This is a genomic window from Erythrobacter neustonensis, from assembly GCF_001663175.1.
Taxonomy (GTDB): Bacteria; Pseudomonadota; Alphaproteobacteria; order Sphingomonadales; family Sphingomonadaceae; genus Erythrobacter; species Erythrobacter neustonensis.
In genome coordinates this window covers 1,336,436-1,359,754 of record NZ_CP016033.1, presented here as the reverse complement: position 1 = coordinate 1,359,754, position 23,319 = coordinate 1,336,436, and the positions used below count along the sequence as shown (strand labels likewise).

The window sequence follows — 23,319 nt, the reverse complement described above, 5'->3', positions numbered from 1 at the left end:
CATGGCCCTCCGCCCCGCTTTGTCGCTTGCTTGCCGGAGAGAACCTCCATGTCTGATCATACCCCGCCGCCTCCGCCCCGCATCCTTGCCACGCCCGAGGCCGAGGGCTGGATCGCCCGCCTTGCCGCTGCCCACGGCCTGCTGATGTTCCACCAATCGGGCGGGTGCTGCGACGGGTCTGCGCCGATGTGCTTTGTCCGAGGCGAGTTCAAGGTGGGCTCGCAGGACGTGCTGCTTGGCCATATTGCAGAGGATACCCCGGTGTGGATCGGGGCGCGCCAGTTCGAATACTGGCAGCACACTCAGGTCATCATCGATGTCGTGCCGGGGCGCGGATCGGGAATGAGCCTTGAGGCGCCCGAGGGCGTACGCTTCGTCACCCGTTCCCGAGTCTTCACTGATGCCGAGGCCGCCGCGCTGGACGCTGCGCCCGCACCGCTGACGGGCGCCTGAAAGTGCTTGCCGGGCCGGGGAATCTCCAACAATATGGGTTAGGGATGAAGGCTCGGCCTTCGTGGGAAACTTGGGAGAGACCTGTGCACGCACCGCGCCCTTCGGCGGCAGGCGGTCTTGTCGTGGCAAGTTCGCATGCCGCCTGTCCGGTTGAGGCTGTGGCGGACATTGCCCGCGCGATCGACGGGCGGGCGCTGGCCGGCGGCGTGATCTTCTGTTCCAGCACCTACCCGCGCGAAGCGCTGGCCGCTGCCATCGGGGAGCATCTGGGCCACATCCCGCTTGCCGGGTGCACCAGCGCCGGCGAAATCACCGGGCGCGGTTATGACGCCGACAGCCTCGTCTTCATGGGCTTTCCCGAGGGCAGCTTTACCTTCCGGGTGCTGCACGTCACCGACATCGACGGTTTCGACCGCGAGGACGCGCAGGCGCAGGTGCGCCATCTTGCCGCCAATGCCCGCCACGAAGCGCGTTTCCTCGGCCCGGATGCGAGCCAGGTCGCGCTGTTCCTTGTCGATGGCCTCTCGCACCGCGAGGAATTGCTGACCATGACGGTGCAGGACGCACTCGGCGATATTCCGCTGATCGGCGGGTCGAGCGGCGATGATCTCCTGTTCAGCGAAACCGGCGTGCTGTGCGACGGCGCGTTCCGATCGGGCACGGCGGCCATCGTGCTGCTCACCAGCGCGCAGCCGATGCAGGTCTATTCGGAATGCTTCTATGAACCCGGCCCCGTCCGCATGGTCGTGACCGCTGCTGATCCGGAACAGCGCATCGTCCACGAAATCAACGCCGCGCCCGCCGCTGACGAATACCGCCGCCTGGCTGGCGTGCCGGAGGCGACGCTTGACACCGCCTTTTTCGCCGCTCACCCGCCGATGGTGCGCGCTGGCGGCACTTATCATGTCCGCGCGGTGCAGACCGCCAACCCCGACGGCAGCCTCACCTTCTATGGCGCGGTCGATAGGGGGATCGTGCTGTCGGTGGGCGAGCCCGTGGACCGGCTGGCGCGGATGCGGGCTTTCTTTGACCGGGTGCGGGCCGAGATGGGCGAGGTCGATCACATGCTCGGTTTTGACTGCGTGCTCAACCGCATCGATGCCGAAACCCGCCAGATCACCCGCACCGTGTCCGACCTCTACGCCGCCAACCGCGTGACGGGCTTCAACACCTATGGCGAACAGTTTCGCGCCGCGCACCTCAACCAGACCTTCAGCTGTCTGATGATCGGCCGCTGATGGCGACCGCCATCGCAGCGGACGAAGTCGCGCGGCTGAAAGAGCAGGTCCGCAAACTCGAAGCGATCAACGCCGCGCTGATGGACCGGGTGGAACGGTCAAGCGACCTTCACGCCGGGGCCTTTTCGATGTTCGAAAACGCGCTCACGCTCGAAGCCATGGTCCGCGCGCGCACCGCCGAGCTTGAAGAAGCGATGGGCAAGCTCGCCACGATCAACGCCCAGATCGAAGCCGCGCACCATGATGCCGACGCCGCCCGCGCGCGGCTGCGCGATGCGATTGAATCGCTGTCGGACGGGTTTGCCCTGTTCAACGCCGAAGACCGGCTGGTGATGTGCAACACCGCCTTCCTCGATATCTGGCCCGAATTTCGCGACATCGTCGCCCGGCAGCCGACCTTTGTCGAACTGGTCGATCTGCTGGCCCGACACGGCAGCACGCTGGGATCGCTGGTTTCGCCCGAACGCTGGAAACAGGAACGCCTCGCCCGCCACAATGATGCCGGCGCGCATGTGCAACTGCTGGCCGACGGGCGCTGGCTCCAGATCAACGAGCTGCGCACGTCGGAAGGCGGGACGGTCGGCATCTACACCGACATCACCAGCGTCAAGGCCGAGGACGCCCGCCAGCGCGCGCGCGAACTCGCCGAACGCAACCTTGCCCTGCAATCGACGCTCGATACCCTGTCCGAAGGCGCCTGCCTGTTCGGGCCGAACCAGCAATTGCAGGCCTGGAACGACGAATTTGCCAACATGCTGCGCGTGGGCCGCGATATTGCCGCCCATGTCGGCACGCATGCGGATTTCGTCGCGCATTGCGTTGAACAATGCCAGCTCGACCGGCCGCAGGCGGTCGAATGGCGCGAGGGCCGGGGCCCGCGCATCTCGACCGATTGCATGCTGGGCAGCCGCAATTTCGTGATCCGCTCGGTCACGCTGGCGACCGGCGGCATGGCCTTTGCCTTCGACGACGTGACCGATCGCATCCGCTTCCAGAAGAGCATGACCGAGGTCGCCGAAACGCTCGAACGCGCCGTGCGCGAACGCACCGCCGAACTGGTCGAGGTCAACCGCCAGCTCGCCGATGCCAAGGACGAGGCCGAGCAGGCCAACCAGTCCAAGACCCGCTTCCTTGCCGCAGCCAGCCACGATCTGCTGCAACCGCTCAATGCGGCGCGGCTGTTTGTCTCGGCGCTCCATGAAAAGCGGCTGGCGGCCAGTACCCGCGGGCTGGTGGGACAGGCGGGGATCGCGCTCGATTCGGTCGAGGACATGCTCGAAAGCCTGTTCGAGATTTCGCGGCTCGATGCCGGCGCCATCCAGCCTGAGGTGCGCGCCATATCGCTCGACCGGATCCTGTCGGCGCTGAAGGTGGAATTTGCGCCGCTGGCCAGGTCACGCGGGCTGGCCTTTGCCGTGCCCGAAACCGGCCTGTTCGTGTCCAGCGATGTGCAGATGCTCAGACGGGTGCTGCAAAACCTTGTCTCCAACGCGATCCGCTACACCGCCGAAGGCAGCGTCACCGTGACCGCGCAGGCCGATGGCGGGCGGGTGACGGTCGCCGTGACCGACACCGGCCCCGGCATCGCCGCGCATGAACAGCGCGTGGTCTTCGAGGAGTTCCGCAGGCTCGATGCGACCCGCAATATCCCCGGCCACGGCCTCGGCCTTGCGATCGTGCGGCGCAGCTGTGCAAAGCTTGGGCACGGCGTGACGCTGGAATCGGTGCCGGGCCGCGGATCGACCTTTGCGATCACACTGCCCATCGCCGAAGCGCGCGAGGCTGCCACCGCCCCGCCCGGGCCGCGCCGGAGCAAGCCTGCGCAAGGCGGCGGGGCGATCCTCGTGATCGACAATGACGAGACGATCCTTGCCGGAATGCGCGCCCTGCTGGAAAACTGGGGCCATGCCGCCATCACCGCCGTCGGGCCAGATCACCCCGATGTGCGCGCTGCGGCCGCCGCAGGGCTATCGCTGATCCTGGCCGATTATCACCTCGCCGATGATCTCACCGGCGATCAGGCGGTGGCGCGAGTGCGGGCGCTGCACGGCGGCGATCTGCCTGCCGCGATCATCACCGCCGACCGCAGCGAGGATGTGCGGGGCCAGCTTGCTGCGGCAGGGCTGCCGGTGCTGACCAAGCCGGTGAAACCTGCTCAGCTGCGCGCGCTGCTGCGCCGGATTGCGGCGGCGAGCTAATCAGCCGTCAAAGCCAATCCGGTTGGCAAGGATCACCGCCTGTGTGCGGCTGAACACGTTCAATTTGCACAGGATTGCCGAAACATGCGCCTTCACGGTCGTCATCGAGATATCAAGTTCATGCGCGATCTGCTTGTTGAGCCGCCCGGCCACGACATGGCCCAGCACCACGCGCTGCTGCGGAGTGAGGCTGTCGATCAGCTTGCGGATCTTCTCGTCCTCTTCATCGGCGGCCGGATCGCTTTGCAGTTCGCCGGGGACATAGATTTCGCCAAGCATCACCTGCTGAATTGCATCGAGGATCGTCGCGCGGTCCAAGGTCTTGGGCAGGAACCCCGCCGCGCCCGCGGCCAGCGCATCGCGCACGGTGACGCGGTCATAGGAGCCCGAGACCATCACCACCGGCAGGCTCGGAAAATCGGCGCGCAGCTGTTCGAGCGCGGAAAACCGGGATGCATCGGGAATATTGAGATCGAGCAAGACCAGATCGGGATCGGGCCCGGCTTCAAGCTGGCCCAGCGCCTCGGCAAAACTGCCCGCTTCGGCAATGGCGCAGGCGGGAAAGGCAGACGACAGGATCGCGCGCAGGCCATCGCGGATCAACCCGTGATCATCGACGATGAGAACGCTTTCAAGCGGCGGTGCGTCGGTCATGGCGGTGTCCTAGCGCGGCTCACGGCAAAGAAAAAGACGGGCGGAGCGCCGTGGCTCCGCCCGTCCCTGTGCCTGCTTACTTGGGCAGCTTGAACACCCAGAGCGACCCGCCCTGACTGATCTCCTTGAAGGTCTTGGCAACCTCCCCGCCCCACAGCGGCACCGCACCGCCCCAGCCGGACATGACCGCGACATATTGCTCGCCGTCCTGTTCCCAGGTGACGGGCGATCCGACCACGCCTGACCCGGTCTGGAACTTCCACAGCTCCTTGCCGGTCTTGGCGTCGAAGGCCTTGAGGTAACCTTCGGGCGTGCCCGTGAAGACCAGATTGCCGCGGGTCGTCAGCACGCCGCCCCACAGCGGGGCCTTGTTCTTGTATTCCCACATGATCTTGCCGGTCTTGGGGTCAACCGCGCGCAGCGCGCCGATGTGATCCTCGGCAATCGGCTTGATGGTGAAGCCCGCGCCCAGATAGGCCGCGCCCTTCTTGTAGGCGATGGGTTCGTTCCAGATGTCCATGCCCCAGTCGTTGGAAGGGACGTAGAACATCTCGGTGTCGGGCGAATAGGCCATCGGCATCCAGTTCTTGCCGCCGAGGAAGCTCGGCGTGGCAAATACCGGCTTGCCCTTTTCCGCCGTGCCCGGCGCGCCGGGGCGGTTTTCGGCATTATAGACGGGCCTCCCGGTCTTGAGGTCGATCTTGCTCGCCCAGTTGGGCTGCATCACGAAGGGCGTGGCGTTCAAAAGCCTCCCGTTGGTGCGGTCGAGCACATAGAAATACCCGTTGCGATCCGCCTTGGCGCCCAGCTTCATCTTCTTGCCGCCGAAGGTGCCGTCGAAGGGGATAAATTCATTGACCCCGTCAAAGTCCCAGCCATCATTGGGCGTGGTCTGATAGTGCCACTTGATCACGCCCGTATCGGGGTCGATCGCCACGGTCGAAGCGGTGTAGAGGTTGTCGCCGGGGCGCAGGTGGCTGTTCCACGGGGCCGGGTTGCCGGTGCCGAAGAAGACGAGGTTGGTGTCAGGATCATAGGTGCCGCCCAGCCAGGTCGCCCCGCCACCGGTCTTCCACATGTCGCCCTGCCAGGTGGCATTGATCTTGCCGGTGAGGCCGTTGTCCTTGCCGTTCAAGGTGCCCATGTGGCCCTCGATCACGGGCCGGGTCCAGACCAGCTCGCCCGTGTCGACATTGCGCGCCTGCACTTCGCCCACCGCGCCAAATTCGCCGCCCGAATTGCCGGTGATGACGAGATTCTTGACGATGATCGGCGCTGCCGTGGCAGAATAGCCCGCCTTGTAGTCGGCGGTCATTTTGTTCCAGATCACCTTGCCAGTCTTGCGGTTCAAGGCGACGAGCCGCGCATCGAGCGTGGCGAAGATCACCTTGTCGCCATGGATCGCCGCCCCCCGGTTGACCACATCGCAGCAGGGCATGATGCCATCGGGCAAGCGGTGGTTATATTCCCACAGCTTCTCGCCATTGCGCGCATCGAAGGCGAACAGGCGCGAGTATGATCCGGTGACATAGATCACCCCGTCATAGACGATCGGCTGCGATTCCTGCCCGCGCTGCTTTTCGCCGCCAAGCGATGCAGCAAAGGCGGGCACCATCCGCGCGACGTTTTCGGTATTGATTGCAGCCAGCGGGCTGAAGCGCTGCTGCTGCGGCCCGATGCCGTAGGTGAGCACATCGCCGGTGGTGGCGGCGTCGTTCATCAGCTGGTCCATGCTCGGCCCGTCCTCGGCCAGAGCGGGCGCCGTCAGCGCAACAGCAACAAGCGCAGCGCCTGCGGCCAGAATGTTTTGCATGCCCTTCATCATACCCTCCTCGTCTTGTTCTTGTCCCCGACCGGCCGCTGCAGGCCGCTGGCGGGTCACGCCCCCATCAGGAAATGTGAACCTAGCCCTCGGGGCAGGGGCAACAATTGCACCTTGGAACTAGGTCGAAAGGCTCAGAGCACCTTGGTCGCAGCCGCCGCCTGCCAAGTGACGCCGTGGCGGGCGAACAGCGCGGCCATGCGGCCATCGCCGGCCATGTTCGTGACGATATCCTCGACCGCAAAACCCAGTGTGCGGCTGTCCTCGCGCACGGCCATGCCGATGTCCCAGCCGGATGAGGGCATCAGCGGCAGGGGGCTGGTGCGATGCTTGGCCGCGCTGCCGCTGCGATCAGCTGTGGCCGCCTCGATCTGCGCGCGGGTGGCGACCGCCATTTCGATCTCGCCATCATGCACTGCGAGTGCGGCGGCGTGGCCGGTGGGATAGTGCTCAACATCCCCGCGCAGCACCCCGCCAAAGCTGCCCATCAGGTAGAAATCGGGGATCGAATCAAGCTCCGCCCCCACCTTGCTGCCGACAAAGCGCTGCGGCGGCATGTTGCAATCGCGCGTTTGGGCAGAGCAGACGGCGGTGAATTCCTCGCGGTAATAGGGGGCCACGAACACCACCTGATCCTCGCGCGAGGACAATTGCATGTCGAAGGGCACGTGCAGCATCAGATCGCAGCGCCGGAACCCCAACAGCCCGCCGCGCCAGACAACGTTGCGCAGGTCATCGGACAGGTCTTCGTCAGCGGTGAACAGGGCGATTTCGTGCTTCACGCCCAGCTGGTCGGCAATGGCCATCGCCAGATCGACGTCAATCCCTGCCGGCACGCCGCCACCCTTGTCCCACGACCAAGGGCGGTTGTCGGCATAAAGCCCGACCCTGAGCAGGCCCAGCTCCCTTACCTTCGCCAGCGGCGCGGCCCCCAGCGGGCCGCCCAATGCCAAAGCCGCGCCCGCACCGGCAACACCGGCGAGGAACCCCCTGCGCGTGCCGGCCACCTTATTCTTCCGTGTACTTGGTTTCGAGGAAGGCGCGGATCGCCCAGCCCGCCTTCTGCCCCAGCACTTCGCCGAAAGCCGGCATATAGACCTTGCCGTCATGGCTCGACCCGTTGCGGAAACGCTCCATATACCACTGGTCGCCGGTTTCGCCGAGTTCGAGATAGCGCAGGTCAGGCGCGATGCCCCCGGAAATGGCTTCGAGCCCGTGGCAGCGCGCACAGTTCTGGTTGTAGGCAGACGTGCCGATCTCAATTGCCCGGGCATTGCCGCTGTAGGGGTTCTTTTCCAGCCAGGCCTCGCCGATGTCGGGCAGGCTGGAGGTATCAACCGCCTGCGGGGTCACATCGCCATGCGCCATGATCTGCGGCGCGGCGGTCATCGCCAGCGCGGCAATGGCAGCGCCCAGCATGATGCGTGCGGTGGTGGTGGTGTTCATGTCCTCAGCCCTCTGCTTGATGGGTGCGGCGCCGATGTCATGCGGCGGCAGTGCCCCTTGCGATCAAATTACGCCCAAGTGGCCGTTTACCCATTGCACTTTGGTACAATCGGCAGGCTGTGCGGTGTCTGTAGGATGCGGGCCATGAGATGTCGTCCCACCCTGGCCGCTACGTTATCAGCCCTTTGGCTGGCCGCCCCGGCCGCCGCGCAGACGGCCTATGTCAGCAATGAACGCGGCAATACCGTAAGCGTGATCGACCTTGCCAGCGGCGCGGTGGTGGATACCTTCGCCGTCGGCCAGCGCCCGCGCGGGATCCTGCTGAGCAAGGACGGCAAGCACCTCTACATCTGCGCCAGCATCGATAATGCGGTAGAGGTGCGCGACGCCCAGACCGGCGCGCTGGTCGCGGTGATGCCGGCGGGCAATGATCCTGAACAATTCTTCCTCTCCCCCGATGGCCGCTTCCTGTTCGTATCGAACGAGGATGATGCCGCCGCCACCGCCATCGACCTTGAAGCACGCAAGGTCGCCTGGCAGGTCGAAGTGGGCGAGGAGCCCGAAGGCATTGCCGTCAGCCCCGATGGCAAGTGGCTGCTGGTCGCGAGCGAAGAAGACAACTCGGTCAGCTGGATCGACCTTGCCACCCGCCAGACCATCGTCGAGATGGAAACCGACCCGCGGCCCCGGCATATCGAATTTACGCCCGATGGACGCCAGGTATGGATCGCGGCCGAAATCGGCCAGACCGTCCACGTGGTCGATGTGGCGTCTCGCGAAATCACCCGGACCATCGCCTTCGCTCCGCCGGGCGCGATGGGTTACAAGGTGCTGCCCTGCGGCATCCGCTTTACGCCCGATGGCAAGACCGCCGTGATCGCCCTCGGACGGGCGGATGCCATCGCGCTGGTCGATGTGGAGAGCGGGCAAGTGACGGGCTATGTCACCACCGGCGGGCGCCCCTGGCACCTTGCCATCACCGACGACGGGAGCCGCGCCGTGGTCGCCAATGGCACGAGCGATGATGTCGCAGTGGTCGATCTGGCAACGGGCAAGGTCACTGCAAGGATCCCCGCAGGCGCAGGCCCGTGGGGGGTCGTGCTGGCGGAATAGCACATGCAACAAGCGAGGGCCGCAGCAAGCGGCTTCGGCAGGAGGGGTTCAATGCGGCGACGGAAGGGCCTGCTGCTCGCAGGGGCGGCGCTGGCCGCACCTGTGGCGGTGCAGGCGGAAAATGCGGCGGCGCCGGGCGATGATCTGCGCGAAGCCATCATCGTCACCGCGCCGGGCGGCGACATCGACCTCGACGATGCCCTGACCCTTGAAAAGCGCGACATCAGCATCGCAGGCGCGCCTGACCTGCTTGCCGCGCTGACCCGCAATTTCGCGGGCGTCACCTTGCAGGACGCGCAGAACAACCCCTGGCAGCCCAACCTCGTCTATCGCGGCTATGTCGCCTCGCCGCTGGCAGGGCAGGCGCAGGGCATAGCCGCCTATGTCGACGGTGCGCGCTTCAACCAGCCTTTCGGCGATACAGTCAATTTCGAACTGATCCCCGATGCCGCGATCCGCAGCGCCACCTTGCGCGATGCGAGCCCGGTTTATGGCCTAAACACGCTGGGCGGCGCACTGGTGATCGAGACCGCAACGGGCCGGACCGAACAAGGCGTCGAGGCAACGACCGCAATCGGATCCTATGGCGAACGCGACCTTGCGCTTTCAGCGGGCGGGGCAAGCGGCGGGCTCAGCTGGTTCGGCGCGGTGCAATATCGCGAGGAGGAAGGCTGGCGCGATTTCAGCCCATCAGACCTTGTCAACGGCTTTGGCGATCTCGGTTATGATGGGGAACGCGGCGGAGTGCATGTCAAGTTCATCGGCGCCGACACCGACCTTACCGGCAACGGTGTCGCTCCGGTCGAGCTGCTGGCGGCGCGGCGGCAATCGGTGTTCACTTGGCCCGACAACCAGCGCAACAAATATGGTCGCATCAGCCTCCACCCCTGGCTGGCGATCACCGACGGCGTGCGTTTCGAGGCGACGCTCTACCGCCAGCGCCGCAAGGCCGCGCTGCTCAACGGCGATGCCGCCGATATCGAGGAGTGCGAGGACGATCCGGCGCTGGAAGACCTGCTGTGCCTCGAAAGCGTCGGCGATGACGGGGACGAGGAGCAGGCGCTGCTGATCGCAGCCAATGGCGATCCGTTGGGCGACGTGCTGGACGGCGGCGATTACGGCGTCTTCAACCGCGGCACGATCCGTTCGCGCTCGGAGGGCTTCCTCGCCCAGATGATCACCGAACAGGATATGGGTTCGCGCCGCAACCGCCTTGCCTTCGGGGTAAGTTACGACTCAAGCGAGAACGATTTTGCCGCTTCGACTGAACTCGGCGCGCTCACCGAAGACCGCAGCGTCGAGGGGCTGGGCTTCTTCATCGACCAGCCCGACAACGCCATCGCCCCGGTGGCGCTCAAGACCCGCTCGCGTTTCTGGGGCGTGTTCGCCAGCGACACCTTGCCGCTGACCGACACCCTGACCGCAGAGATCGGGCTGCGCTGGAACCATGCGCGAATCGTGCTCGAAGACCAGATCGGCACCGCGCTGAACGGCGATCACAGCTTTAGCCGCCTCAATCCGGGGGTCGAGTTCGACTGGGCGGTCACGCCCGAGGTGTCCTTGCGCGCCGGCTATGCCGAATCGAACCGCGTACCGACCGAGGCCGAGCTCTCCTGCGCGGACGAGAACGCGCCTTGCAGCCTCGCCAACTTCTTCGTCGCCGACCCGCCGCTCGAACAGGTGGTCGCCAAAACGTTCGAACTGGGTGCATCGGGACGCCATCGCAGCGGTGGATGGGCATTCGACTGGCTCGCCTCGGCCTACCGGGCGACCAACGTGAACGACATCCAGTTCGTCGCATCGAGCATCCGCGGGCGCGGGTTCTTCGAGAATATCGGGCGCACCCGGCGGCAGGGCTTCGAAGCCAGCGTGAGCGCACAGCGCGGGGGCTTCCGGCTCGGGGCAAGCTATGCCTTCATCGACGCGACCTTTCGCCTGCCCGCCACGCTCAGCAGTCCGGCCAACCCCGAGGCGAATGATGAAGGCGAGATCGACGTCGCAGCGGGCGACCGCCTGACAGGCATCCCGCGCCACAGCGCGGCGCTGACCGCGGATTACGAAGGCCGGATCGGTGCCCGCGTCTTCGCTATCGGCGGCGACATGATCGCGCGCTCCAGCCAGCGGCTGGTGGGCGACGAGGCGAACCAGAACCCGGCGGTGCCCGGCTATGTCATCTTCAACCTGCGCGGGCGGGTGGAGGTGGTAGAGGGCGTCTCGCTGTTCGGCGAGGTGCGCAATGCCTTCAATCGCGAATTCGCGACCTTCGGCACCTTCAGCGAAGTCGACGAGGTCGAGCTTGAAGAGGCCCCGAACGCCTCCGACCCGCGCGCCTTCGGCCCCGGCGCGCCGCGGCGGTTCACGGTGGGGATCGGGCTGCGGTTCTGACATCGTCCGAAGGTGCAATGTAGGGACGGCGGGAAAGCTGACATAGTCCTGCCCAACAAAAGGCATTTTTCAGGGAGGATCATCATGATAGTGCGAAAGCTCACCGTAGGCGGCACACTGGTGCTAGCCTTGGCTTTCGCGGCAGGCTCGCCGCCCGAACAAGCCGCGAGAGCCCAAGCCAGCGCCAGCGCGCCGCCTGCCGCCTATGCCCGCTGCGCCGTGTGCCACACTGCCGATAAGGGCGGTAAGGACAAGCTCGGTCCCAATCTCCATGGCGTGTTCGGCTCGGCTGCCGGTCAGGGCAAGTTCGCCTTTTCCGATGCGCTCAAGCGTTCGGGCCTGAAGTGGAACGAGGCAACGCTCCACAAGTGGCTGGAAAACCCCAAGGCGCTGGTGCCGGGCAACCGGATGAGCTTCCCCGGCATCAAGGACGCGGCCAAGCGGCAGGAAATCATAAACTATCTCAAGAAGCAGAAATAAGGGTCGCAAAGGCACGGGGTGCGCGGCGGCGGGTCTGACCTGCCGCCGCGCCTCTCCCGCTTCAGGCCGTGCGGTAGATGCTCGGCTGGATATTCGTGAAGTTGGCGATGTCGGCCATGACCGCGCCCGTCGCAGGCGAGCCCATCGCCGCGTCGATCGCGGCAGCATCGCTGAAGCGCAGCACCACCATCGCGGCAACCGGCTGGGCGTCGTCGGCGGGCCACAGGATCTCCGCCCCGGTCAGGCCGCTCGGCCCCCAGCTGGTCTCGACCAGCGGGATATGGGTGTCGCGGTAATAGTCCGCATCAAATGTTGCACCGTCGTGCAGCGGGTAGCTTACCACCAGATTGGCCATGTCAGTTTGTCTCCTCGATGATCGTTGAAGCCGGGACAGCGATGGGCACTGCCGCCACCAGTGAGCGCCCTGCACCATGCCAGCCATCGATGCCCTCGGCCAGCCAGCGGATATTGGCCATGCCGCGCATGGCGAGGCGGCGGGCGGCGTTCCAGCTCATCCAGCAATCAATGCGGCAGAACAGGATCACCGTGGTGCCCGGTGCCTTGGCCCGCGCGGCGATGATGCGGGCTTCGAGCGCGGCCCACAAATCGGCATCGACCGGCGCGCGGCCCGTCTCTGGCAGCCACACTGCGCCGGGAATGGTGAGATGCTCGGCCCCCAGCGTCCAGACCCCGCTTGCGGGATCGCGCACCCCGCCTTCTGCCGGCGTCACATCGATGAACAGCGCGTCTCGTTCAGGGTCGAGTGCCAGCGCGGCGGCGAGCCGAATCGTTTGGGCGGGCGCGGGATCGACCTTGACGGGCGCGCGGTAGCGGGCGCTGCGGTAACCCTCGGCGTCGAACAGGGCGGGGTCATTGGGCGCGGGCGCAGGCGCCATGCCGGTCAGCGCCGCCGCAGCGACCAATATCAGGGCAGCGCGCATCCCCTCTCCTTCTCGTTCCTTGGTCCAATATGCACACGTGCAGGCACGGGAATACATTGTCCCTTGGTATGATACGCAAACTCCTCAGCCTTGCGGCCCTCATCGTCCCTGCTGCCGCGCTTGCCGAAGCGCCGCCTGCTGATCCGCTGGGATCGCCCATGTGGGCGCATCACGCAGGCAAGCTGTTCGGCGGCGCGCCGGTGATGTTCGATCCGCAGGTGAAGGTGGACTTGCCAATGCTGGCCGAAAACCAGCATGTCCTGCCCGTCACCGTCGATGCCCGCGCGCTGGGCAAGGTCACGCGGATCGTGATCTTTGCCGACTTGAACCCCATTCCCATTGCGGTCGAATATACCCCGCTGGCCGCCCACGCCTTTGTGGCCACCCGCATCAAGCTCGATCAGCGCACCCCAGTGCGCGCGGCGGTGCTGACGGCGGATGGCGTTTGGCATGTGGCGGGCGCCTGGGTCGATGCGGCGGGCGGCGGGTGTTCGGCCCCGCCCCTGAGCCGCGTGCGCGGGGACTGGGCCGATCACCTCGGAGAATTGCGCGGCGCGGTGTGGCACGGGGCAGACGGCGCGCGGGTGCGCTTGAGCCTGCGCCACCCGATGGACACAGGGCTGGTCGAGAATATCGCGGCCTACAACATCGAACAGGTCACCATTGCCGATGCGCAAGGCGCGCTGCTGGCGCGGATGGTGGTGCATGGATCGGTGAGCGAAGACCCCGCCTTCACGCTGATGCTTGCGCCCGTGACCTCCGGCGATCTGGCGGTGCGAGCGCGCGATACGGGCGGAATGGAATTTTCAGGCAGCCTTTCTGCCGCCAGCGGCCCGAGGATTGCCGCCGCGACCCTGCGATGATCACGCGGCGGGGGGTTCTGGCGGGCGCGCTGGCGGTTCCCGTCATGGCCCGCGCGCAGGGCTTTGCCGGGACCTACGCGCCTGAGGCGACAGCCATCGGTGACGGCATCTGGATGGTGCCCGGCGCGGATGAGGCGCTGGAATTTCGCAATGGCGGCGCGATTGCCAACAGCGTCATCATGGCGAGCGATGCGGGGGCCATCGTGGTCGACAGCGGGCCCTCGCTCGGCTTCGGCACGGCGCTGGCGATGCTGGCGCAAAGGCTGACAGGCAGAGCGGCGGCGCGGGTCTATATTACCCACCTCCACCCCGATCACAGCTTCGGCAATGGCGCCTTTGCCGGGGCCGAGATCCACGCACTGCCCGGCACCCGCGCCGATCTGGAGCGTGACGGGGCGGGGTTTTCGGACGCCATGTACCGGATGCTGCACGGCTGGATGGCGGGGACCGAAGTTATCCTGCCCCAGGCCGCCGCTGCCGAGGGCGCGGTCTCCTTCGGCGGGCGCAGGCTCAGCCTCATGGCGCTTTCGGGTCACAGCGCGGGCGACTTGGCGATCCTCGATGAGGCGAGCGGCACGCTGATCGCAGGCGATCTCGTCTTCCACAACCGCGCGCCCGCCACGCCTCATGCCGATCTGGCCAGTTGGTACGCAGCATTGGACCGCCTCGCCGCCACGCCGCACCGGCAATGCGTCCCAGGCCACGGCCCGCTCGACCGGGGGGGCATCGCCATTTCCCAGACCCGCGATTGGCTCCGCTGGCTGGATGAGGCCTTGCGCGAAGCGGTCGCAGGCGGGCTCGACATGGCCGAGGCTGCCAACCTGCCGATACCCGCACGCTTTGCCGGGATAGCGCAGGCGCGATATGAGCTGACCCGTTCCGTCTCACATTTCTACCCCCGGCTTGAGGCGCAGCTGCTCCCCCGGATTGACGGGTAATCAGCCGTCATCGTGCAGCGCGTCTAAGACCAAGGAACGAGAACCAAAGTCCAATTTCGGTCGCACGCGCCAAGGCGCAGCATCCCCCTGCCGCACGGGTCGGCATAAAAAAAGCAAGACAAGGGGGAAGGACATGAAATCCCATTATCTGCTGCACGCAGCAGCCGCGGCGCTTGCCTTGGGGGCGTTGAGCGCGCCCGCCCATGCGCAAGCGACCGCAACCCAGCAACTTCTTCAGCGTTTGCACGAAAAGGGCATCCTCACTGACGAGGAATACGCCCAGATCATGGCTGAAACCAACGCCCCGGCACCGACGCCCGAGCCCCAGGCCTCTACGCAGGAGGCCAAGCAGGAGGCCGTCGCCGCCGCAATCGACATGAACCGGATCGTGCGCATGACCGAGAAGGGCATCGGCCTAGAGGTCGGCCCCGCGACTATCAAGTTCTCGGGCTCGATCAACGCCTATTACGTCAACGACAACCCCGATAGCCCGGGCCCCGGCAAGACCGTCGCGGGCGGGATCGCTTCAGTGGCTACGGATTCCTCGAACGCGGTGCGCAACGGACTGCTACCGGGATTCCTGCTGATCGACGTGACCACCAAGCAGGCCGGGCTCGATATCGGGGCGCATTTCGGGATGTATCCGGGGATCAACTCGGCCAATTATGGCGCTCTGGGGGCCAATAATGGCGGCCAGCCGACCGCGTTAGCGACTGCGGGGCTCGATTTCCGTCAAGTCTACATGACGATCGGAGGCAAGTTCGGCACGCTCAAGCTGGGGCGCGATATCGGTCTGTTCGGTTCCGAGGCGATCCTCAACGACATCACGCTGCTGGGTGCGGGCCCTCCGGGCGGCAATGTCGCCCCGGCCAACACCACACTGGGGCGGATCGGATCGGGCTATATCTACACCGATTTCCAGCCGCAGATCACCTACACCACCCCCAGTTTCGGCGGCTTCCAGGCATCGGCAGGGGTGTTCCAGCCGCTGAAGTCGCTCACCGCTCCGGCCCAAACCAACACCGCGCCGGGCTTCCAAGGCAAGCTGACCTTCGATCGGAAGTTCGGCGATGTCGGGCTGCGACTGTGGACCTCGGCTACCACCCAGCGCCACACCACTATCGGCGCGGGCACCGGGGGGCTCGTCTCCTACACCGGCCGCGGGATTGACGCCGGGGCGAAGGTTACCGCCGGGCCGATCACGGCCGTCGCCAACTGGTACACCGCCAAAGGGCTGGGCACCACCGTGCTTAACCTGCTCGACACCGATGCGCTGGGCCGCCCGCGCGGGAGCGACGGCTTCTACCTCCAAGCCCTTGCCACCTTCGGCAAGGTGTCGTTCGGCGGCAGCTATGGCGAAAGCAATCTTGATCGCACCGCCTTCGAGATCGCGGCGGGCAACACGCTGGTAGCCAAGAACTCCAGCTATGTCGGGCAGGTGCGCTATGGCCTCACCGACTGGGTTACGCTGCTGGCTGAATACAGCAAGGCGAAGAGCGAAGCCCATGGCGGCAATGCTGCCGACAGCGACAGCATCGCAGTGGGCGCGATTCTCTTCTTCTGAGCCGAGCGTGGCTACCGAAGACCGGAAAGGGGGCCGGTGGACGCGGGAGTATGATGCTGCCACGGACACCGGCTATGCTGGTCGCAGCAAACCGCTGGCAGGGAATGGGACCGAACGACATGACGGATACCGCTCAACGCTACAACCGCGTCGCCCGGGCGCTGCACTGGATCATTGCGGCGCTGATCATCGGCAATCTTGCTGGCGGCCTGCTGCACGATGCGCTGGAGGACGTGATCAACCTCATGCCGCTGCACAAGGCGAGCGGGATGACGGTGCTGGCGCTGTCGCTGGTCCGGATCGCATGGCGCGTCACCTGGCGCGCTCCGGCGCATCCGAAGGGCATGAGCGGACTGGAAGTGCTTGCCGCCAAGGCCACGCATCTGTTGTTCTACGGCCTGATGCTGGCAATGCCGGTGACGGGCTGGATCATGTCATCGGCGGGCAAGTATCCGCTCTCGTGGTTCGGCCTGTTCGATCTGCCCAAGCTACCGGTGACCCGCGATTCGGCGCTGTATAATATCGGGCATGAAGGCCACGAACTGCTCGGCTGGCTGTTTCTGGCGCTGGTGGTGCTCCATGTCGGCGCGGCGCTGCGGCACCATTTCCTACTTAAGGACAATGTCTTGCGGCGGATGGCCTGATAGCCTGCCCGGCCAAGCACGATACGAAAGTTTTCCGATGACCCTGATGCCCCGCCTTGCCGCCAGCAGCCTTGCCGTGATGCTGGCCGCGCCCCTTGCCGCGCAAGAGGCTGATCTCCCAGCCGACGCGGAGGAGGCATCGCCTGCCGAGGCCATAATCGTCACAGGGCGCGGGCTGGAACCGGCGCTTTCGACCGGGATCTACGCCACCTCGATCCTCGAACGCGAGGTGATCATCGCCAGCCCCTCGGGCCGGATCGAGGATGTGCTGCGGAATGTCGCGGGCTTCCAGCAGTTCCGCCGTTCGGACAGCCGCTCGTCCAACCCCACGGCGCAAGGCGTGACGCTGCGCGCATTGGGCGGCAATGCCACCAGCCGCGCTCTGGTGTTGCTGGACGGGGTGCCGATCGCCGATCCCTTCTTCGGCCACATCCCCCTGTCGGCCATCGCGCCCGAAACGCTGGGCATGATCCGGGTCACGCGCGGCGGCGGATCGGGGCCGTTCGGCGCAGGCGCGCTGGCGGGCACGATCGACATGGAAAGCGCCGAGCCGGGGCAGACCGCCGGGTTCCTCGGCAGCGCGGCCATCAACAACCGCGCCGAGACCGAGGCAAGCGGAGTGCTGACCCAGCGCCTCGGGCGCGGGTTTGCCGTGGCGAGCGGGCGCTGGGACCGGGGACAGGGCTTTTTCACCACACCTGCCGATCAGCGCGTCCCTGCCACCGCCCGCGCGGCCTTTAACAGCTGGAACGCCGCCCTGCGCGCGGTCGCGCCGCTGAATGACGAAGTCGAAGTGCAGGCCCGCGTCGCGGCCTTCCGCGATGATCGCACGCTGCGCTTTGCCGGCGCGGATTCCTTCAGCAACGGCGAGGAGGCCTCGATCCGCTTTGTCGGGCGCGGGGCATTGCAGTTCGATGCGCTGGCCTATGTGCAGGCGCGCGATTTCGGCAATGTCGTGATCTCCTCGACCCGCTTCACTCCGACGCTTGATCAGCGCCGCACGCCGTCCACCGGCATCGGCGGCAAGTTCGAACTGCGCCCGCCGCTGCTGGAAGGGCATGATATCCGCATCGGGGTGGATTATCGCCAGGCTGACGGGGAATTGCAGGAAGAGGCGCTGAACGCTGTTACCGGCGCGATCACCGAACGCCGCCGCGCGGGCGGAGCGACCAGCAATCTGGGCATTTTCCTTGAGGATGACTGGCAGATCGGCCCGCTGATCATCAACGGCGGCCTGCGCGCGGATCGCACCAGCATCACCGATGGCTTTTTCACCGCGGTCAATGCCGCAGGCGCGCCGCTGCGCAGCCTTGCAGCGCCCGACCGCAGCGACTGGGCGGTAAATTGGCGCACGGGCGCGCTGTTCTATGCCACCCGCCGCCTTGATCTGCGCGCGGCGGCCTATACCGGCCTGCGCCTGCCCACCCTCAATGAGCTGTACCGCCCCTTTGCGGTCTTCCCCGTAACCACCGAAGCCAACGCCAGTCTCGTCAATGAACGCCTGCGCGGTTACGAGATCGGGCTCGACTGGCAGCCGGTCAATGCGCTGGTGTTCTCGGTCACGGCCTTCGACAACAAGGTGAAGAACGCCATCGCCAACGTCACCATCACTCCCACCCTGCGCCGCCGGGCAAACCTGCCCGCGATCGACGCGCGCGGGATCGAGGCGAGTTTGGGGGCAAAACTGGGCCGTGTCAGCATCGACGGTTCGCTCGCATGGACCGATGCCGAGGTTGCCGCGCCCGGCACCGCGCTTGACGGCAACCGCCCGGCGCAGACGCCGAAATTTGCCGGCACCCTGACCCTCGCCTGGCGCCCGGTCGATGGCTGGCAGCTAGCAGGCACGCTGCGCCATGTCGCTGCCCAGTTCGAGGATGATCTGGAGACTGACATCCTCGCCCCTGCCACCACCATCGACGCCTTCATCGCCGCGCCGCTGTGGGGCAAGCTGTCGCTGGTGCTGCGCGCGGAAAACCTCACGGATGAAGCGATCATTACCCGCAATCAGGGCGGATCGATCGATTTGGGCGTGCCGCGCACGGTCTGGGCGGGGGTGCGTTACGGGTTCTGAGGACAATATCGGTTACCACTTCAGGCCAACCGGATGTCACAGGCCATTCGCGCCAAGTGCGCCTCAGCCTCCGTTTGAAAAGTCCGCAGCACTTGACGCAACCATCGACTTTGACGCGACAGGGCTACCAAAGCCGCCATTCCGAAAACCACCCACAAGCTGACATCTCAGCCCGGCGTAGCGATGCTTGAAAGCGGACGGGGCGATCAACGCAACTATGTGGCCGGACGCTGACGCAAACCCGAGGGTGGGGGGATCAGGGCTTCACCCAGCGCCCCACGAAGAATCCGTCCAGCCCGCCCTTGTCCGCCAGCATGCCGGGATGCGTGCGCAGCCAGCCTTCCGGCGTGGGGGCAAGGCCTGCGGGGAGTTCCTCTGCTGTGATCGGTGCGGGCGTCAGGCCGAGTTCGGCGTCGATCCACGCCGCCTGCTGCTCGCCCTCCTCGGCCTCCAGCGAGCACACCGCATAGACCAGCACCCCGCAGGGGTTCAGCAATTCGGCGGCCTTGGCGACAAGCGCGCGTTGCAGTTCGACCATTTCGGCGATCTGCCCCTTGCCGATCCGGTGGAGCACATCGGGGTGGCGGCGGCAGGTGCCTGTGGCGCTGCACGGCGCGTCGATCAGGATCGCGTCGAAGCGGTGCTTGGGCTCCCATTGAAGCGCATCGGCGCGCACGGGGCTGGCCTTCAATCCTGTGCGCTTCAGGTTGTCTTTCAGCAATTCGAGCCGCCGCTTGCTCATGTCGAGCGCGGTAACCTTCCACCCGGCGGCGGCCAGTTGCATCGTCTTGCCGCCGGGCGCTGCGCACAGATCGAGCGCGTTTTTGCCGGCCCCCTCACCCAGCATTCGCGCGGGGATCTGTGCGGCGAGATCCTGCACCCACCATGCGCCGTCCTTGAAATCGGCAAGGGTTTCGACCTGCGCGCCGCGTGGCAGGCGGATGTGCGACGGCGCAAGGCTCACCCCGCCCATCTGCACCGCGCGGGGCTGCGTCTCGCTCGCATCGCGCACAGCGAGATCAAGTTCGGGCGGGAACACCAGACCGGGCGCGATCGCGGCGGTCTTTGCCTCGCCCCAACGCGCCACCACCCGTTCGGGCATGGTCGGCACCTCGGGGAGCTTGGCCCCCTCCTTGTCGAGCGCGGAGAACACCCCGTGTGCCAGCCGGCGCGGCCCGCCTTCGAGCAGCGCAAGGCCGGTCGCGATCACCGCATGCGCAGGCGTTTCCAGCCGCAGCGCCTGCGCCAGCATCATCCGCAACACCATCCGCGCCTTGGCATCGTCGGGCAGGCGCTGTTTGGTCGCGCTGTCGATCAGCGCATCGATATCGGTCAGCCAGCGCAGGCTCTCGCTCGCAATCGCGCGGGCCAGCGCACGATCGGGCGCCTTGCGCATGTCCCTGATCGCGGCAGGTTCCGCCTGTTCGAGCGTCTCGCCGCGCCGCAGCACGGCATCGAGCAGGCGGAGCGCGGCGCGGCGCACGGAAAGTCCGGGGGGTAAAGCCATGGCCCCGCGCCTAACCTTTATTGAAACCAAGCGCCAGCGCGCGCATTTGGACAGGCATGACCAAAGAGAAGTCGGAAGCCGCCAAGGCCTTCAAGAAGCCCGCTCACTGGACCAACGATCCGGTGCCCGCCCCCAAGCCCGTCACCAACGACGAGAAACTGTCGCCCACCCGCTATGGCGACTGGGAACGCGGTGACGGGATCGCGGTCGATTTCTAAAGAAGCGTGCATTGAAATCAGACCGATCTTAGCCGCGCGCAGGAAGGTCCTGATTCGCTTCTGGTCCCTTTCAGACCCCCTCCAGCCCGGTTCAGACCCCCTCTTGCGGCGCGCAAATCCAATGTTTCACGTGAAACATCTGCGCCAGCACTACAGCGGGGTGAAGGTCACTTTCAGGCCGTCCTTGGGCTGCGGGATCGGCCAGTCCTGCCAGTCGGGGTTGTAACCCGCAGGCGCTTCGATCCGGTAACGCTGGAGCAGTTGGGCAAGCAGGATCTTCACCTGCATATAGGCAAAGTGGAGGCCAAGGCACATGTGCGCGCCGCCCCCGAAGGGCACCCAGGCATACTTGTGCCGCGCCTTTACCTTGTCGGGGGTGAAGCGCATCGGATCGAAGACATGGGGGTTGTCCCAGTATTCTTCCGAATGGTGGGTCCAGTAGATATTGATCCCCACCATCGCGCCGGCCGGAATGCGGTATCCGCCATATTCGAATTCCCTGAGCGCCCGGCGCGGCATCGACGGCACCGGCGGGATCATCCGCAGCGATTCCTTGAACGCCATTTCAGTGAGATCGAGCTTGGCCAGATCGTCGTAATCGAGGGGGCGCGGATTGCCCTCTCCATCCGGGCCGCCGGTCACCGCGAAAATCTCCGCGCGCAGCTTTTCCTGCCACTCGGGATTGGTCGCAAGGTGATAGATCAGCGAGGTCGCCGAGGAGGTGATGGTGTCGTGCGCGGCCATCATCAGGAAGTTCATGTGATCGACCACCTCGTCGACCGGCAGCAGGCTGCCGTCCTCACGCGTCGCGGTGGCGAACTGGCTGAACATGTCCTGCCCGCCGCCTTCCGCACGGCGGCGCAGCGTTTCCCTGGTGAAATAGTCGACGAGGAAGGCGCGGCCATCCACGCCCTTCTTCATCTTGGTGAAGGGCAGCGGCTTGCGCACCGGCGCGACCGAGGCCTGCACCATGTCGACGAAGGCCTCGTTGATCCTGTCCGCTTCCGGCCCCCAAGGCAGGCCGATAAAGCTGTCTGCGGCCAGATCGAGCGTGAGCTTCTTGATCGCGGGATAGAACTCCTGCGGGCCTGCCCATCCGGCGACTTCGCGCGCGATCCCGCGATTGAGCGCGCCCGAATAGTGCCGCATCGGTTCAGGCTTGAACGCGATCGACAGCGCGCGGCGGTCGATCCGGTGATGGTCGAAATCCATCAGCATCAAGCCGCGCGGGAACAGCTGGTCGAGCACCGGCCCCCAGCCTTGCTCTGACGAAAAGATCTTGTCCTTGTTGAACAGGAGAAGCTCGTTCGCCTCTGCCCCGATCAGCGCGATCTGCCAGCCGCCAAAGGCGCGGTTCTTGTAGACCTTGCCGTGGGTCTTGATCATCCGCTCGGCAAAGGCGTGGGGGTTGGCGAGCATCGTAAAGGTGTTGCCAACCACCGGCCAGCCCGCATCGCCCGGGATATGCGCCAGATCGGCGTCGGTCAGGCGCCCCTCGCCCCAGTGCGCGGGCGGCGCGGCAGGTTCGGTCGGGCGTTGCGCGAGGGTGGCCATGGTATCGGGATGCTCCGGGCGAAGGTTCGGATTCGCAACTGACTCTGGTGTAAACAGGCCCTGCGGTCAATTCCGGCAAGCGCCGGATAGCATCATTGATACGGGGCGGTTGCGCGCCCCCGCCTCTGCCTAAATCCAGCCGCCCAGTTCGCGGCGCAACATCGCGTCGATCATCGCAAGGCCCGCATCCGAGGTGTCGAGGCAATCGAGCACCGCGTAATCCTCGCCCCCCGCCTCGCAGAATTCCTCGCGCCCTTCGATCGCGAGTTCTTCCAGCGTCTCGACACAGTCCGCGGCAAAGCCCGGCGCTGCGACCACCAGCCGCTTGGTGCCCTTGCCGCCTTCGGCAATCAGCGTCGTGTCGGTGGACGGCTCAAGCCACGCCGCCGGGCCGAAGCGCGACTGGAAGGTCGTCTCGAACCGCACGCCTTCGAATTCGGGACGACGCCCGAGTTCCTCGCGCAGCAGCCGCGCGGTTTTCATGCAGTGGCAGTAATAGGGATCGCCCTTTTCGAGCGTCTGCTGCGGCATCCCGTGGAAGCTGAGCAGCATCACTTCGGGCCGGAACGTGAGCCCGCGCACCTGGCGGGTAAGATCGTCCGCCAGCGCCTCCAGATAATTGGGATCGTCGTGATAGGGCGGCACGAAGCGCAGCGCGGGCTGCCAGCGCATCTTGCCAAGCACGCGCGCGATCTCGTCGAACACGGTCGCGGTGGTCGCGGCGCAATATTGCGGATACATCGGCGCGATCAGGATGCGGTCGCAGCCGTCGGCCATCATCGCCTTCAGCCGGCTTTCGATCGACGGGTTGCCGTAACGCATCGCCCAGTCGACGTGAACCTTCTCGCCGAACCGCCCCACCATCGCCTCGGCCTGCCGCGCGGTGATGTCGGCCAGCGGCGAGCCGCGGTCGGTCCAGATCTTCTGGTAGGCCTTGGCGCTTTTCTGGGGGCGCGTGTTGAGGATGATCCCGCGCAGGATCAGCTGCCAAGCGATGGGCGGAATTTCGACCACCCGCGTGTCCGACAGGAACTGCTTGAGATAGCGTTTGACGCTGTCCGGATCAGGCCCGTCGGGCGTGCCGAGGTTGATCAGCAGCACGCCGATCTTGCCGCTCGTAACAGGAGGATGGTCGCCCGGAAGGCGCTGGGTCTGCCAGGTCATAGCCCGCCTAACGATTGGCAGCGGTTTCGTTTCCGCACCACGGAACAAGCCGGGCGATTATGTTGC

Annotated in this window: 21 protein-coding genes; 12 read left to right on the top strand and 9 right to left on the bottom strand. The window is 65.9% G+C overall.

Features of this window, described 5'->3' with window-relative positions:
• Nucleotides 1–48: 48 nt before the first annotated feature.
• From A9D12_RS06425 to A9D12_RS06415, 3 genes are all read left to right on the top strand, one after another.
• Nucleotides 49–453, top strand: coding sequence for a DUF779 domain-containing protein (locus A9D12_RS06425; protein ID WP_068350552.1), 405 nt, complete (start codon nucleotides 49–51; stop codon nucleotides 451–453).
• A 122-nt stretch (nucleotides 454–575) separates the two neighbouring features.
• Entirely contained in the window at nucleotides 576–1,691 is a 1,116-nt protein-coding gene (locus tag A9D12_RS06420; RefSeq protein ID WP_231889713.1) for an FIST N-terminal domain-containing protein, read from the top strand.
• A complete protein-coding gene (locus A9D12_RS06415; protein WP_068350550.1) occupies nucleotides 1,691–3,889 on the top strand; it encodes a hybrid sensor histidine kinase/response regulator in 2,199 nt (732 codons plus the stop codon). Before A9D12_RS06420 ends, A9D12_RS06415 begins: the two co-directional genes overlap by 1 nt.
• Here A9D12_RS06415 and A9D12_RS06410 read toward each other — a convergent pair whose 3' ends face one another.
• From A9D12_RS06410 to pedF, 4 genes are all read right to left on the bottom strand, one after another.
• A complete protein-coding gene (locus A9D12_RS06410) occupies nucleotides 3,890–4,543 on the bottom strand; it encodes a response regulator (RefSeq protein ID WP_082925426.1) in 654 nt (217 codons plus the stop codon). It abuts the gene before it with no gap.
• Nucleotides 4,544–4,619: 76 nt separating this feature from the next.
• Entirely contained in the window at nucleotides 4,620–6,365 is a 1,746-nt protein-coding gene (locus A9D12_RS06405; protein WP_068353839.1) for a methanol/ethanol family PQQ-dependent dehydrogenase, read from the bottom strand.
• 134 nt (nucleotides 6,366–6,499) lie between these two features.
• Nucleotides 6,500–7,372: a substrate-binding periplasmic protein gene (locus A9D12_RS06400; RefSeq protein ID WP_068350549.1), complete on the bottom strand. Its 873-nt coding sequence runs from the start codon at nucleotides 7,370–7,372 to the stop codon at nucleotides 6,500–6,502.
• A gap of 1 nt (nucleotide 7,373) precedes the next feature.
• A complete protein-coding gene (pedF, locus tag A9D12_RS06395; protein WP_082925624.1) occupies nucleotides 7,374–7,784 on the bottom strand; it encodes a cytochrome c-550 PedF in 411 nt (136 codons plus the stop codon).
• Between the two features lie 171 nt (nucleotides 7,785–7,955).
• Here pedF and A9D12_RS06390 point away from each other — a divergent pair, with 171 nt between their 5' ends.
• The 3 genes from A9D12_RS06390 (at nucleotide 7,956) to A9D12_RS06380 (ending at nucleotide 11,789) form a co-directional block, all read left to right on the top strand.
• Complete coding sequence (locus A9D12_RS06390; RefSeq protein ID WP_068350547.1) at nucleotides 7,956–8,924, top strand: PQQ-dependent catabolism-associated beta-propeller protein; 969 nt, start codon at nucleotides 7,956–7,958, stop codon at nucleotides 8,922–8,924.
• A gap of 51 nt (nucleotides 8,925–8,975) precedes the next feature.
• Nucleotides 8,976–11,309, top strand: a complete 2,334-nt coding sequence (locus A9D12_RS06385; protein ID WP_068350546.1) for a TonB-dependent receptor — start codon at nucleotides 8,976–8,978, stop codon at nucleotides 11,307–11,309.
• An 84-nt stretch (nucleotides 11,310–11,393) separates the two neighbouring features.
• Nucleotides 11,394–11,789 carry a c-type cytochrome gene (locus A9D12_RS06380; RefSeq protein WP_068350545.1) on the top strand — a complete coding sequence of 132 codons (396 nt, stop codon included), beginning with the start codon at nucleotides 11,394–11,396 and terminating at the stop codon, nucleotides 11,787–11,789.
• A 61-nt stretch (nucleotides 11,790–11,850) separates the two neighbouring features.
• Here the strand turns inward: A9D12_RS06380 and A9D12_RS06375 are convergent, their stop codons facing one another.
• Together A9D12_RS06375 and A9D12_RS06370 are read right to left on the bottom strand one after the other, a co-directional pair.
• Nucleotides 11,851–12,144, bottom strand: coding sequence for an EthD family reductase (locus A9D12_RS06375; RefSeq protein WP_068350544.1), 294 nt, complete (start codon nucleotides 12,142–12,144; stop codon nucleotides 11,851–11,853).
• A gap of 1 nt (nucleotide 12,145) precedes the next feature.
• Complete coding sequence (locus A9D12_RS06370) at nucleotides 12,146–12,730, bottom strand: rhodanese-like domain-containing protein (protein WP_068350543.1); 585 nt, start codon at nucleotides 12,728–12,730, stop codon at nucleotides 12,146–12,148.
• Between the two features lie 68 nt (nucleotides 12,731–12,798).
• Here A9D12_RS06370 and A9D12_RS06365 point away from each other — a divergent pair, with 68 nt between their 5' ends.
• The 5 genes from A9D12_RS06365 (at nucleotide 12,799) to A9D12_RS06345 (ending at nucleotide 18,810) form a co-directional block, all read left to right on the top strand.
• Nucleotides 12,799–13,593: a quinoprotein dehydrogenase-associated SoxYZ-like carrier gene (locus A9D12_RS06365; protein WP_156522810.1), complete on the top strand. Its 795-nt coding sequence runs from the start codon at nucleotides 12,799–12,801 to the stop codon at nucleotides 13,591–13,593.
• Nucleotides 13,590–14,531, top strand: a complete 942-nt coding sequence (locus tag A9D12_RS06360) for a quinoprotein relay system zinc metallohydrolase 1 (RefSeq protein ID WP_068350542.1) — start codon at nucleotides 13,590–13,592, stop codon at nucleotides 14,529–14,531. The genes A9D12_RS06365 and A9D12_RS06360 overlap by 4 nt, the downstream gene beginning before the upstream one ends.
• Nucleotides 14,532–14,664: 133 nt before the next feature.
• Nucleotides 14,665–16,095 carry a porin family protein gene (locus A9D12_RS06355; protein ID WP_068350541.1) on the top strand — a complete coding sequence of 477 codons (1,431 nt, stop codon included), beginning with the start codon at nucleotides 14,665–14,667 and terminating at the stop codon, nucleotides 16,093–16,095.
• Nucleotides 16,096–16,214: 119 nt separating this feature from the next.
• The gene (locus A9D12_RS06350) at nucleotides 16,215–16,739 is read left to right on the top strand and encodes a cytochrome b (protein ID WP_068353828.1); all 525 of its coding nucleotides are present in this window, start codon (nucleotides 16,215–16,217) and stop codon (nucleotides 16,737–16,739) included.
• A 37-nt stretch (nucleotides 16,740–16,776) separates the two neighbouring features.
• A complete protein-coding gene (locus A9D12_RS06345; protein WP_068350540.1) occupies nucleotides 16,777–18,810 on the top strand; it encodes a TonB-dependent receptor in 2,034 nt (677 codons plus the stop codon).
• 256 nt (nucleotides 18,811–19,066) lie between these two features.
• Here the strand turns inward: A9D12_RS06345 and A9D12_RS06340 are convergent, their stop codons facing one another.
• Complete coding sequence (locus tag A9D12_RS06340) at nucleotides 19,067–20,317, bottom strand: RsmB/NOP family class I SAM-dependent RNA methyltransferase (RefSeq protein WP_068350539.1); 1,251 nt, start codon at nucleotides 20,315–20,317, stop codon at nucleotides 19,067–19,069.
• Nucleotides 20,318–20,373: 56 nt separating this feature from the next.
• Between A9D12_RS06340 and A9D12_RS06335 the strand changes: the two genes are divergently transcribed.
• On the top strand, nucleotides 20,374–20,535 hold the full coding sequence (locus A9D12_RS06335; RefSeq protein ID WP_068350538.1) for a DUF1674 domain-containing protein: 162 nt from the start codon (nucleotides 20,374–20,376) through the stop codon (nucleotides 20,533–20,535).
• 150 nt (nucleotides 20,536–20,685) lie between these two features.
• On the opposite strand, the gene A9D12_RS06330 is transcribed toward A9D12_RS06335, so the two are convergent.
• Both A9D12_RS06330 and hemH read right to left on the bottom strand, forming a co-directional pair.
• On the bottom strand, nucleotides 20,686–22,089 hold the full coding sequence (locus tag A9D12_RS06330; RefSeq protein ID WP_068350537.1) for a cytochrome P450: 1,404 nt from the start codon (nucleotides 22,087–22,089) through the stop codon (nucleotides 20,686–20,688).
• Between the two features lie 129 nt (nucleotides 22,090–22,218).
• Entirely contained in the window at nucleotides 22,219–23,253 is a 1,035-nt protein-coding gene (hemH, locus tag A9D12_RS06325; protein WP_068350536.1) for a ferrochelatase, read from the bottom strand.
• Between the last annotated feature and the right edge of the window lie 66 nt (nucleotides 23,254–23,319).